This window comes from Microbacterium sp. LWH10-1.2 (assembly GCF_038397765.1).
Classification (GTDB): domain Bacteria; phylum Actinomycetota; class Actinomycetes; order Actinomycetales; family Microbacteriaceae; genus Microbacterium; species Microbacterium natoriense.
The window spans coordinates 133,819-145,562 of sequence record NZ_CP151638.1 but is presented as its reverse complement, the minus strand read 5'-3'; the positions used below and the strand labels follow the sequence as shown (position 1 = coordinate 145,562).

The window sequence follows — 11,744 nt, the reverse complement described above, 5'->3', positions numbered from 1 at the left end:
AACCCCGTTTCGTCTCGGTCGCTCCGCTCCCTCGCTCAACGACCGAAGGGAGGAGTGGCCTCAGCCCAGGTGCGGTGACACCGCGGCGGCGAAGGTCTCCGCGGTGCGGCGCACGACGGCATCCGGAGCATCCGCCCAGATGTCGGCGTTGAAGATCTCGACCTCGATGTCGCGGTTGTAGCCGGCCTGGACGACGGCACGGGTGAGCGACCCGAAGTCGATCACCCCGTCGCCCGTGTAGTGCCGCGACAGCAGCACATCGGCGGCGAGCGGGGTCTTCCAGTCGCACACCTGGTACGTCGCGAGGCGGCCCTCCCGCCCTGCGCGGGCGATCTGGTCGAGCACCTGCGGATCCCACCAGATGTGGAAGGTGTCGACCGCCGCGCCGACGACCGCAGGCTCGAAGTCCGCCGCGATGTCGAGCGCCTGCCCGAGGGTCGAGACGACCGCCCGGTCGGACGCGTACATCGGATGCAGCGGCTCGATCGCGAGCGTCACCCCCGCGGCCCTCGCGTCGTCGGCGAGCACACCGATCGCATCACGCACTCGTTCCCGCGCGCCCACGAGATCGCGTGAGCCCTCGGGAAGACCGCCGGCGACGAGCACGAGCACGGCCGTCGAACCGTCGGCGCCGGCCGCGGCGAGCGTCGCGGTCTCCTCGATCGCGCGACGGTTGTCGTCGAGCGCTGCGGTGCGCTCCGGTCCGTCGGGCAGGGTGAAGAACCCTCCGCGGCAGTGCGTCGTGAACCGCAGACCAGCGTCGGCCAGCATCCGTGCGGCGACGTCGAGTCCGACCTCGTTCACGGGCTCGCGCCAGAGCCCGATGGCCTGGATGCCGGCATCCGCCGTCACCCGCAGCGCCGTCGCGAGGTCGGCGTGCTTGATCGTGGCCTGATTGATCGACAGGCGAGGATCGGGGGCGCCGTCGCTCTGTCGGCTCAGATCCCGAATGTCGGTCGAAGGGATGCCGTGTCGAGCGACATTCGGGTTTCCTGCTGACGTTCCGGCCTGGATGCTCATGCGTCGACTCCGTTCAGACGCAGCATCCCGTGCCAGCGCTCTCGCGCGAGCTCCGGATGCTCCAGCGCGAGCGAGGCGTTCGCGAGCTCGACGATGCGGCTGAGGTGCGGGAGGCTGCGGGCCGAGTGGAGCCCCGCGACCATCTGGAACGCGGGCTGGTGACCGTTCAGCCAGGACAGGAAGGCGACACCGGTCTTGTAGTAGAACGTCGGCGCGGCGAAGACCTGCCGACTGAGTTCCTCGGTCGGGCCCAGGATCTCCCGGTAGCGCGCCGGATCCCCTGCGTCCAGCGCCTGGATCGCTGCCGATGCGACCGGGGTGATCGCGGCGAACGCGCCGAGCAGCGCATCGGAGTGCCCCGCGCCTGTCGATGCCGCCCCCGCGCCGGTCGTCGGGCGAGCACCCCCCGCGCCGGTCGTTGAGCGAGCGGAGCGAGACGAAACGCCCGCATCCGACGTCGACTCCGGCATGGAGCGTTTCGTCTCGTCGCTCCGCTCCTCGCTCAACGACCGGGTGGCGGTGGCCGGGTCGCCGCCGATGAGACCCACGTAGTTGAAGTCGTCGCCGGTGAACATGCGCACGCCGTCGGGCAGCTGCGAGCGCACGGCGATCTCGCTCTCGGCGTTCAGCAGGCTCATCTTCACGCCCGCGACCTTGCCCGGGTTCTCCGAGATGATGTCGAGGAGCACGGCGGATGCCGTCTGCCAGTCGTCCGCGCCGAAATACCCGGCGAGCTCCGGGTCGAAGGCCGTGCCCAGCCAGTGCAGCACCACCGGGACGGTCGCGCTCTCCAGCACCGCACGGTACACGCGGCGGTAGTCGTCGGCATCCGCGGCCACGCGTGCGAGGTGGCGGGAGGCCATGAGCACCGGCCCCGCCCCCTGCTCCTCGGTGAAGTGCAGCTGCTCCCGGTAGGCGTCGATCACCCGATCGAGCGAGATGCGCTGCTCGTCGACGTGATCGGTGTTGACGCCGACGACGACAGAGCCGCCCTCCTCGCGCGCCACCTCGGCGCTGCGGGCGATGAGCTCGCGGGTGGCCGCGGCATCCAGTCCCATGTTGCGCTGCGCCGTGTCCATGGCGTCGGCGACGCCGAGGCCCCACGAGTACACGTTGCGGCGGAACGCGAGGGTGGAGTCCCAGTCGATGTCGGCGGGACGACCGGGAGTGTTGTCGGCGTGCGCCTTCGGCACGACGTGCGCCGCGGCGTACGCGACGCGGCTGCGCAGAGCGGATGCCGGGCGCGCGTAGCCTCCGGAGTCGTTCAGCGCCGCGTGCGACACCGTGCCGTCGGGCGCGAGGAGCGTCAGGGCGGACATCAGAGCGCCAGCGGTTCGATGGCGATCTTGCGGCCCTCGGCGCTGGAGGTGAGGCCGGCCTCGGCGAACTGCACGCCCTTGGCGCCCGCGAGCAGGTCGAACGGGTACTCGGTGCCCTCGACGTAGGAGACGAGGTACTCCTCCCACTGCTGGCGGAAGCCGTTGAGGAACACGTCGTTGGTCGGGACCTTCTGCCAGTCGGCGTCGTAGTCGCGGGTGTCTTCGAGGTCGGGGTTCCACACCGGCTTCGGCGTGGCGTTGCGCGGCTGGATCTTCGCGCCGAACAGTCCGACCACGGCGGAGCCGTGCGTGCCGTCGACCTGGAACTCGACGAGCTCGTCGCGGTTCACGCGCACGGTCCAGCTGGAGTTGATCTCGGCGATGATGCCGCCCTCGATCTCGAAGATGCCGTACGCGGCGTCCTCGGCGGTGGCGGTGTAGTGCTCGCCCTTCTCGTCCCACCGGTCGGCGATGTGCACGGCGGCCTGCGCGTACACGCTCGTGACCTCGCCGAACAGGTTCTCGAGCACGTAGTTCCAGTGCGGGAACATGTCGGAGATGATGCCGCCGCCGTCTTCGGTGCGGTAGTTCCAGCTCGGGCGCTGCGCGGGCTGCCAGTCCCCCTCGAAGACCCAGTAGCCGAACTCGCCCCGCACCGACAGGATGCGTCCGAAGAACCCCGAGTCGATGAGGCGCTTGAGCTTCTGCAGGCCGGGCAGGTACAGCTTGTCGTGCACGACGCCGGTCTTGACGCCGGCGGCCTTCGCCAGCCGGGCGAGTTCGAGCGCCTCGTCGAGGGACTCCGCGGTGGGCTTCTCGGTGTAGATCGCCTTCCCGGCGGCGATGGCCTTGCGGATCGCGGATGCCCTGGCCTTGGTCACGAGGAAGTCGGCGTAGATCTCCCACCGCGGGTCGGCGAGCGCGGCATCCAGATCAGTGGTGTAGTCCTCGATGCCGTGCTTCTCGGCGAGCTCGGCGAGCTTCGCCTCGCTGCGGCCGACGAGGATCGGCTTGACGGTGAGGCGCGAGCCGTCGGGCAGCTCGATGCCGCCCTCTTCGCGGATCGCGAGGATCGAGCGCACCAGGTGCTGCCGGTAGCCCATGCGTCCGGAGACGCCGTTCATGATGATCCCGATCTCGCGGGTGGTCGCCTGTGACATCAATCGTCCGTTCTGTGGGAAGTGGGTGCGCGTCCATCATTGTGGGTAAGCGCTTTCCGATAGCTTCCCATGCCACATCACGCTCTCGCAACCCTTTCGGGAAAGCGCATTCCAGTTCCCAGGCTCTCTTCACGCTCGACCACAAGCGCATCCGAAGGCGCCCCGCTGCGGACGGCAGGCCGGCGGCGGGGTCAGCGGGTGCTGGAGCGCTCGATCAGCAGCGTCGGGATGATCGAGGGGCCAGATGCCGGGCCTTCGCCCTCGATGTCGGCGACCAGCGCGGCGACCGCACGGTGAGCGAGGGCCGTGAAGTCCTGGCGGATCGTCGTCAGCGGGGGCCGGTAGTTCGCGGCATCCGGGACGTCGTCGAAGCCCACCACGGCGACGTCCTCCGGCACACGGCGCCCCGACTCGGCGAGCGCGCGCAGGAGCCCCAGCGCCATCTGGTCGTTCGCGCAGAAGACGGCGGATGCCGCGGAGAGGGCGGCCCCCGCGGCGTATCCCGACTCGGCGCTCCAGTCGCCCCTGACCACCTCGGGGGCGCCGATCCCGGCCGCGGCGAGGGAGTCCCGCCACCCGCGCTCGCGCTCGGCCGCCGCGAAGGAGTCGGCGGGGCCCGCGAGGTGGTGGACGATCGGGTGCCCGGCCTCAAGGAGTCGTGCGGTGGCCAGTGCCGCGCCTCCGGCGTGGTCGCTGTGCACGGAGATGAAACCGTCGTCGGTGGCCGCATCGACCACGACGAGCCGCAGCCCGGCCGGACGCTGAGCGGTCGGCACCTGCGCGGAGGCCTCGTTCAGCACGATCGCACCGTCGACCTCCTGCTCGGCGAGGTGCTCGAACGCCTCGGCGACGCCACCGGACGCGGTGACGAGCGTGAGGGCGTATCCGCGCTCCGCCGCGGCCTCGGCTGTGGCCTGCAGCATCCGCGAGTTGCCGACGGTGGCGAGGGTCGTCACGACGAGGCCGATGGTCTGCGAGCGGCCGGTGCGCAGAGCCCTGGCGGCGCGGTGCGGGCGGTAGCCGAGCTCGGCCATCGCCTTCTCGACGCGTTCGCGCGTGGCGGGGTCGACCCGGGGGCTGTCGTTGACGACGCGGGAGACGGTCTGGCCGGAGACTCCGGCGCGGGCGGCGACGAGGGCCATCGACACGCGCCCCGATGCCGGGCGACGGCGCGGCATCCGCTCGCCGGGGAGTCCGAGTTCGCTGCGGGTCACCGGCATCCTCCGTTCGCAACTCCTCAATGTTGACGTTACCACGCCGTCGGACGTACCATGTTTACGTGAACACGCACGAATCTCCGGAGTTCCGAACGGCGACCCTCTCCGCCGGCGTCACCAAGCGCGCGACGACGCTCGCCGACGGCCGCGACCTCATCTACTACGACGACCCCGACACCGCGCTCCCCGCGGAGCGCTCGATCGACGCCCGCACCCTCGACCCGCGCCCCGACACGGCCACGATGCGGCTCGACGTGCTCACCGGTGACTGGATCACGGTCGCCGCGAACCGCCAGAACCGCGTCATGATGCCGAGCGCCGACGCCGACCCGCTGGCGCCGCAGACTCCGACCAATCCGTCGGAGGTCCCCTCGCGCTACGACGTCGCGGTGTTCGAGAACAAGTCCCCCGCGTTCGGACCCGCCCTCGCCGAGGCCACGGGCGACGCTCCCGGAGCATCCAACCCTCCGCGCGGACTCGACGACCTCGCCGCCCTCGGACTCGGACGCACCCGCACCTCGGTCGGCCGCTGCGAGGTCGTGTGCTTCAGCCCGGAGCACACCGGATCCTTCGGCACCCAGAGCGTCACCCGCGCCCGCACCGTGATCGAGGCCTGGGCCGACCGCACCGCCGCTCTGTCGCAGCTGCCCGGCATCGAGCAGGTCTTCCCCTTCGAGAACCGCGGCGAGGCGATCGGCGTGACCCTGCCCCACCCGCACGGCCAGATCTACGCCTACCCCTACGTCACCCCGCGCACCACCCGCGTGCTGGAGAGCATCGACCGCACGGCGCCCGACCTTTTCCAGCGCATCCTCGAATTCGAGCAGTCGTCGGAGCGGGTCGTCTTCCGCGGCGAGCACTGGACGGCCTTCGTGCCCTTCGCCGCCCGCTGGCCGCTGGAGGTGCACCTGATGCCGCACCGTCACGTCCCCGACTTCGCCGAGACGACGGATGCCGAGCGCGACGAGCTCGCCCCGCTCTACCTGCGTCTGCTCCGCGGCGTCGACGCGCTGTACGAGACCCCGACCCCGTACATCGCCGCGTGGCACCAGGCTCCGGTCAACACCGGCCGCGACAGCGTGCGCCTGCACCTGCAGCTCACCAGCCCCCGCCGCGCCGCCGACAAGCTCAAGTTCCTCGCCGGATCCGAGGCCGCCATGTGGGCGTGGGCCGCCGAGGTCGCACCCGAGCAGGGCGCCGCCCGCATCCGCGAAGCCATCGCACGCGCAGAGGAGGCGTCCGCATGACCACCACCCAGGATGCCGCGACGGCGCTGTTCCTCGAGCTCACCGGCCGCGAGCCCGAGGGCCTCTGGTCGGCTCCCGGCCGGGTGAACCTCATCGGCGAGCACACCGACTACAACGACGGATTCGTGCTGCCGTTCGCGATCCCGCACCGCACGGTCGCGGCCGTCGGTCGACGCGATGACGGCGTCGGCCGTGTGCGTGTCGCCTCGACGTTCGCCACAGAGCCGGTCGAGGTCGCCCTCGACGAGCTCGACGGCCTGTTCCCGACGGCGGCCGGCGCGGAGCCCGCCGTCCCGGAGTGGGCGGCCTACCCGCTGGGGGTCGCCTGGGCTCTGGCTCAGGCCGCGTCTGTCGCCGGATCGGGCGTCGACATCGCGATCGCCTCCGACGTCCCCGTCGGCGCCGGGCTCTCCTCGTCCGCTGCGATCGAGGGCGCCACGGCATCCGCCCTGAACGACCTGTGGGGAGCCGGCCTCGACCGGGTCGCCCTCGCCCGCGTGGGCCGCAGGGCAGAGAACGAGGCCGTGGGAGCGCCCACCGGGATCATGGACCAGATGGCCTCCATGCTCGGCGAGCCGGATGCCGCGACCTTCCTCGACTGCCGCTCGCTGGAGGCGCAGCTCGTGCCGCTCGGCGTGGCCGAGGCCGGTCTCGCGATCCTCGTCATGGACACCCGCGTGAAGCACGCGCACTCCACCGGTGGCTATGGAGAGCGCCGTGCCGCGTGCGAGCGCGGAGCCGCGATCATGGGCGTCCCTTCGCTGCGCGACGTGACGGTCGCCGACCTGCCCAGGGCAGAGGCGCTCATGGACGACGTCACGTTCCGCCGCGTGCGCCACGTCGTGACCGAGAACCAGCGTGTGCTCGACACCGTCCGCGTGCTGCGCGAGTCCGGCGCCAGGGCGATCGGCGACCTGCTCGTCGCCTCGCACGCCTCGATGCGCGACGACTTCGAGATCTCCGTTCCCGAGCTCGACACGGCGGTCGAGGCGGCCCTCGCGGCCGGGGCGCTCGGCGCACGGATGACGGGCGGCGGCTTCGGCGGAGCCGCGATCGCGCTGATCGAGGCCGACGCCGTCGCTGAGGTGTCGGACGCCGTGGCCTCCGCGTTCGCGGCATCCGGGTTCTCCGCGCCCCATCTGTTCACCGTCGTGCCGTCCGCCGGCGCCGGTCGCGACGCCTGAGGACGTGCGCCCGTGCGGTGAGCACGCAGGTCGCACTGAAACACTGAGCCCCCCGACCCTGAAGGAGAACCATGTCCTGGATCGTCACCGGCGGCGCCGGCTACATCGGATCGCACGTCGTGCGGGCACTGTCGGATGCCGGGCTCACTCCGGTCGTGATCGACGACCTCTCCAGCGGGGTCGCGTCGTTCGTGCCGGAGGGCGTGACGTTCGTCCGCGGCAGCATCCTCGATCGGGAGCTCGTCGAGCGCACGCTGCGCGAGCACGACGCCGAGGGAGTGATCCACGTCGCCGGCTTCAAGTACGCGGGCGTCTCGGTGCAGCGCCCGCTGCACACCTACGCCCAGAACGTCGAGGGCACGCGCGTGGTGCTGGAGGCCATGGCGGCCGCGGGTGTCGCGAACATCGTGTTCTCGTCGTCGGCCGCGGTGTTCGGCACCCCCGACGGTGACCTGGTCGTCGAAGACACGGCGAAGCGGCCGGCCAGCCCCTACGGCGAGTCGAAGCTCATCGGCGAATGGCTGCTGCGCGACCAGGCCACCGCGACCGCCGACTCCGCGCATCCGCTCCGGCACACGTCGCTGCGCTACTTCAACGTCGTCGGCTCGGCCGACCCCACGGTCTACGACGTGAGCCCGCACAACCTCTTCCCCATCGTGTTCGAGGCGCTGATCGCGGGCAGGACCCCGAAGATCTTCGGGGACGACTACGCCACCCCCGACGGCACGAACGTGCGCGACTACGTGCACGTGGGCGACATCGCCGCCGCGCACGTCGCCGCCGCGCGACGCCTGTCGGCGGGCGCGCCGATCGAGCCCGCCTACAACCTGGGCTCGGGTGACGGTCTCAGCGTGACGCAGATCATGGATGCCGTGGCTCGCGTGACCGGCATCGACTTCATCCCCGAGGTCGGCCCCCGGCGCCCCGGCGACCCCGACCGCATCGTCGCGACCGGCGAGCTCGCCGCCCGCGACCTCGACTGGCGGATGCGCTACACGGTCGACGAGATGGTCCGCACCGGCTGGGAGGCTCGTCGCGCGGCAGTCTAGTCGGGACGGCTCCGGGATCGCCCGTCCGGGCGAAGAACGGGTACCCCTTCCCCGATTCGCCCGGACGGGCGATCCCTCCGCCTCGCGTCGCGGTCGGGCGACGCCCTCGGGGTGCTCGGAAGGGTCAGAGGTCGCGGGTGCGGATCGGGTAGAACCAGAAGCACACCCAGGCCAGGGCCGTGAAGACGAGCGGGATCACCGCGACCATCACGCGGATGCCGCCGTCCACGGCATCCGGCTGGCCGTCGCCCAGCGTCGCGTCGAACCCGGATGCCGTCAGCACGGCGGCGGCGACGATCGCCTGCACCACCACGGCCCCGCGCACGACGAAGCCGTTCACGCCGAAGTACGCGCCTTCGCGCCGATGCCCCGTGCGCACGGCGTCGTCGTCGATGATCTGCGCCAGCATCACCTCGAGCAGCTGGAGGAGGCCTCCGATGCCGACCCCGACCGCGATGCCGACGAGAGCCGCGGCGAGCACCGTCGTCGGGAGCAGGTAGCCGAGCACGGCGACGCCGAAGACGCCGACGCTCCACAGCAGAGCCGTGCGCGGCGAGGTGCGCCGCACGACCGCGCTCCACAGCACGATCGACGGGATGGCCGTCACGAAGATGGCGCCGAGCAGCACGCTGCCCTCTCCCTCGGCCGCGTGCAGCGAGTACCGCACGTAGAACGGGAGGGCGGCGAGGATGATCGCGATCGACGTCTGCACGCACAGCGACCCGAGCACGTAGGGCACGAAGGCGCGGTTGGCGAAGGTGAGCGTCAGCTGGCGCCGCCAGGTCATGGCTTCGGATGCCGCCTCCGGCACGGTGCGCTCGACCATGCCGCCGAGGAACGACCACACGAGGAGGACGAGGCAGACTCCGCCGAGCACGAGCGCCATGCCAGGCCAGCCCATCGAGCCGTACAGCGCCGGGGCTCCTGCCGTGCCCAGCACCATTCCGAGGATCGCGAAGATCTGCCGCGGGACGTTGCCGCGGGCGCGCTCCTCCGTGGTGCGGAAGATCTCGGGGAACAGGGCGGAGATGTTGAGCACGACCACGACGAAGGCGATGTCGTACACCGCGACGACCACGAGGAACCAGGCGATCAGCCCGGCGACGGGGAGTTCAGGCGGCATCCACACCAGCGCGAAGGCCACGACCAGCGGCACGATGCCGAGCCCGATCCAGGGCACCCGGCGCCCCCACGGCGTGCGGATCCGGTCGGACAGTGCACCGACGACGGGGTTGAGCACGGCGTTGAGGATGCCGTGGGCGATCATGGCCGCGGCGACCCACCCCGGCGGCACGCCCAGGTGCGTGACGTAGAAGTAGACGACGAAGGCCGAGAAGGTCTGCGCCATCAGCTGGGTCGGGAACCCGGAGGCGCCGAAGGCGATCGTCTGGGCGCGCGGGGGCGCCGCGTCGATGCGGCGGTCGCGGAGCGCGCCGAGCAGGGTCACCGCGCCGCACTCCGCTGCAGCTCGCGCAGCGCACGCCAGCCGATGCGCACGAGACCCTCGTCCTCGATCGCCTGCAGCACCGCGGGGTCGGCGAGCAGCCGGTGCTCGTAGCCGCGCTTGGCGGCGGCGAAGTCGACCGCCGCCCTGAGCTCCGCGTCGTCGATCATCGGATGCAGGTAGATCTCGGTGACTCCGGCGGGGACGGCGCGCAGCAGCGCGATGAAGCCGTCGCGCACCTGCTCGTACCCCTCCTCGGCATCCGTGCCCTCGCCGACGATCTCGAAGGGGTGCGACCAGAGCCGGTCGATGATCTCGACGCCGAGGGAGTCCGCCGCAGCGGCCGCCCGGTCGAGGGTGCGCTGCAGCTCGACGTCCGCGTCTGCGCCGTCCATGCTGCGCGGCAGCCGGAAGGGCAGACCGTGGCGTGCGGCGAGCGCGAACACCGGTGCGAGGAAGTCGCGGCCGGTGAGGAGTCCGTAGACCGAGCCCATGTGGTTATCGAGGTGGGTGACGTCGACCCCGGCGTCGAGCGCGGCCTGCAGCTGCGCGGCGATCTCGGCGGCGACGTCGTCTTCGGCCGCGTTCTCCTCGACCGGCCGCACCTCCGAGGGGAAGAATCCGTCGGCGTCGACGAGCGTCGTGCCCACGCCGGTCAGCGGCCGCCAGCGGTACCGGGTCCACTCGCTGGTCAGCACGAGGTGCACGCCCACGTCGAGGTCGGTGCGGGATGCCGCGAACGCCAGCGCCTCCGGCGACCACGGGCACGGCACCATCACCGTCGTGGAGTCGATGCGTCCGGCATCCAGCAGCTCGGTGATCGCGAGGTTCGCCGCGTGGCACATGCCGAAGTCGTCGGCGTTGAGGATGATCGCCCGTGCTCCGGGGGCGAGGCCGAGCCGATCGGCGAGGTCGGAGATCATCGACTGCTCCTGTCGGGGAGGACGCTGCTGAACACGGTGGTGCGGAGGGCGGATGCCGCCTCGCCGATCGCGCCGACCAGCGGCGCCTCCGGCCCGAACGACGAGACCAGGAAGCGCATGGGCAGCTGCGCGGCATAGGCGTCGGCCACGGACTGCACGGCGTCGACGAGCACGGGATGCGCCGCCGATCCGCTCAGCACGAACGCCTCGGGGTCGAGCACGAGGGCGACGCTGCCCGCGACGAGGGTGATGCGCCGACCCATCTCGGCGGCCATCGCGAGCGCGGCCTCATCACCGGCGGCCGCCGCGTCGAGGTGCTGGTCGAGCGTGAGCGAGGGGTCGCGCCCGTTCGTCAGCGCCAGGTCGCCCACGACCGCGTCGCCCAGCACGGGCGCGCCGATCGGCAGCGGGGTCTGCGGCAGGTACATGACCTCTCCCGCGACACCGGAGAAGCCTCTGTGCAGCATGCCGTCGATCACGATGCCCCCGCCGAGGCCGTCGTCGAGCAGCAGCAGCGCGAAGCTGGAGAGCTCGGCGCCCGCTCCCGAGGTGAGCTCGGCGAGAGCGGCGAGGTTGACGTCGTTCTCCACCCGCACGGGGCAGTCGAGCCGGGAGATCAGGGCCGCCTTGAACGCGCCGCCGTCTGGGCCCTGGTCGTCGCGGATGCCGCCGTCGGCCGTGACGATGCCCGGCACCCCGACGACGACGAGGCGCAGCGGCGCCTGCACCGCCAGCAGGCACTCGTCGATGAGGCTCGTGATGTGCTCGACCCGGTCGCCGCGGAGCGGGAAGGGCGCGTGCTGCTCCGCTCTGACGACGCCCATCGGGTCGACGAGCGCGACGTGCGCGGCATGGCGGTCGACGTGGACGGCGGCGGCCACGCCGAGTCGGGGATGCAGCGCCACCCTGCTCGCCGCGGGTCCGCGGGTCTCACGGTCGACACCGGCGGGGACGACGGCGCCCGCACCCTCGAGCATCCGCAGCACCTGGGTGACGGCGGTGCGCGAGAGGCCGGTCGCGGCCATGAGCTCGGCGCGGGTCTGCGGCCCTCTGCGCCCGAGGGTCTCGAGGATGGCCCGCCCGTTGAGCGTGCGGAGCAGAGACTGCGGACCTGCGATCGGCCTGGCCATGGTGATCCCCCGGGAGTCGACTTCGCCCAGCCTGACACATCGCGTCGTACT

General features: G+C 71.7%; 10 protein-coding genes. 3 read left to right on the top strand and 7 right to left on the bottom strand.

Annotated features, from left to right (window positions below):
* Nucleotides 1–60: 60 nt before the first annotated feature.
* The 4 genes from MRBLWH10_RS00575 to MRBLWH10_RS00560 all read right to left on the bottom strand — a co-directional run bounded on the left by MRBLWH10_RS00575 (nt 61) and on the right by MRBLWH10_RS00560 (nt 4,641).
* Nucleotides 61–1,020 (bottom strand): sugar phosphate isomerase/epimerase family protein, encoded by a 960-nt coding sequence (locus MRBLWH10_RS00575; RefSeq protein WP_341941247.1) that lies wholly within the window; start codon nt 1,018–1,020, stop codon nt 61–63.
* Complete coding sequence (locus MRBLWH10_RS00570; protein ID WP_341941246.1) at nt 1,017–2,339, bottom strand: DUF993 family protein; 1,323 nt, start codon at nt 2,337–2,339, stop codon at nt 1,017–1,019. The genes MRBLWH10_RS00575 and MRBLWH10_RS00570 overlap by 4 nt, the downstream gene beginning before the upstream one ends.
* Nucleotides 2,339–3,499 (bottom strand): Gfo/Idh/MocA family oxidoreductase, encoded by a 1,161-nt coding sequence (locus tag MRBLWH10_RS00565; protein WP_341941245.1) that lies wholly within the window; start codon nt 3,497–3,499, stop codon nt 2,339–2,341. The genes MRBLWH10_RS00570 and MRBLWH10_RS00565 overlap by 1 nt, the downstream gene beginning before the upstream one ends.
* A gap of 191 nt (nt 3,500–3,690) precedes the next feature.
* Nucleotides 3,691–4,641: a LacI family DNA-binding transcriptional regulator gene (locus MRBLWH10_RS00560; RefSeq protein WP_341942614.1), complete on the bottom strand. Its 951-nt coding sequence runs from the start codon at nt 4,639–4,641 to the stop codon at nt 3,691–3,693.
* Between the two features lie 137 nt (nt 4,642–4,778).
* Here MRBLWH10_RS00560 and galT point away from each other — a divergent pair, with 137 nt between their 5' ends.
* The 3 genes from galT to galE all read left to right on the top strand — a co-directional run bounded on the left by galT (nt 4,779) and on the right by galE (nt 8,196).
* Nucleotides 4,779–5,963 carry a galactose-1-phosphate uridylyltransferase gene (gene galT / locus MRBLWH10_RS00555; RefSeq protein ID WP_223585848.1) on the top strand — a complete coding sequence of 395 codons (1,185 nt, stop codon included), beginning with the start codon at nt 4,779–4,781 and terminating at the stop codon, nt 5,961–5,963.
* Nucleotides 5,960–7,147 carry a galactokinase gene (gene galK / locus MRBLWH10_RS00550; protein WP_341941244.1) on the top strand — a complete coding sequence of 396 codons (1,188 nt, stop codon included), beginning with the start codon at nt 5,960–5,962 and terminating at the stop codon, nt 7,145–7,147. Before galT ends, galK begins: the two co-directional genes overlap by 4 nt.
* A 71-nt stretch (nt 7,148–7,218) precedes the next feature.
* A complete protein-coding gene (gene galE / locus MRBLWH10_RS00545; protein WP_341941243.1) occupies nt 7,219–8,196 on the top strand; it encodes a UDP-glucose 4-epimerase GalE in 978 nt (325 codons plus the stop codon).
* Between the two features lie 124 nt (nt 8,197–8,320).
* Here galE and MRBLWH10_RS00540 read toward each other — a convergent pair whose 3' ends face one another.
* The 3 genes from MRBLWH10_RS00540 to MRBLWH10_RS00530 are packed head-to-tail and all read right to left on the bottom strand — an operon-like array spanning nt 8,321 to nt 11,693.
* Nucleotides 8,321–9,643 (bottom strand): MFS transporter, encoded by a 1,323-nt coding sequence (locus tag MRBLWH10_RS00540; protein ID WP_341941242.1) that lies wholly within the window; start codon nt 9,641–9,643, stop codon nt 8,321–8,323.
* Entirely contained in the window at nt 9,640–10,563 is a 924-nt protein-coding gene (locus tag MRBLWH10_RS00535; RefSeq protein ID WP_223585845.1) for a polysaccharide deacetylase family protein, read from the bottom strand. Before MRBLWH10_RS00535 ends, MRBLWH10_RS00540 begins: the two co-directional genes overlap by 4 nt.
* A complete protein-coding gene (locus MRBLWH10_RS00530) occupies nt 10,560–11,693 on the bottom strand; it encodes an ROK family transcriptional regulator (protein WP_341941241.1) in 1,134 nt (377 codons plus the stop codon). Before MRBLWH10_RS00530 ends, MRBLWH10_RS00535 begins: the two co-directional genes overlap by 4 nt.
* Nucleotides 11,694–11,744 lie beyond the last annotated feature (51 nt).

Excerpts from the sequence above, each read along its gene's own strand:
- MRBLWH10_RS00575 (WP_341941247.1), bottom strand. The coding sequence starts at position 1,020 with ATGAGCATCCAGGCCGGAACGTCAGCAGGAAACCCGAATGTCGCTCGA.
- MRBLWH10_RS00570 (WP_341941246.1), bottom strand. The coding sequence starts at position 2,339 with ATGTCCGCCCTGACGCTCCTCGCGCCCGACGGCACGGTGTCGCACGCG.
- MRBLWH10_RS00565 (WP_341941245.1), bottom strand. The coding sequence starts at position 3,499 with ATGTCACAGGCGACCACCCGCGAGATCGGGATCATCATGAACGGCGTC.
- MRBLWH10_RS00560 (WP_341942614.1), bottom strand. The coding sequence starts at position 4,641 with ATGGCCCTCGTCGCCGCCCGCGCCGGAGTCTCCGGCCAGACCGTCTCC.
- galK (WP_341941244.1), top strand. The coding sequence starts at position 5,960 with ATGACCACCACCCAGGATGCCGCGACGGCGCTGTTCCTCGAGCTCACC.
- galE (WP_341941243.1), top strand. The coding sequence starts at position 7,219 with ATGTCCTGGATCGTCACCGGCGGCGCCGGCTACATCGGATCGCACGTC.
- MRBLWH10_RS00535 (WP_223585845.1), bottom strand. The coding sequence starts at position 10,563 with ATGATCTCCGACCTCGCCGATCGGCTCGGCCTCGCCCCCGGAGCACGG.
- MRBLWH10_RS00530 (WP_341941241.1), bottom strand. The coding sequence starts at position 11,693 with ATGGCCAGGCCGATCGCAGGTCCGCAGTCTCTGCTCCGCACGCTCAAC.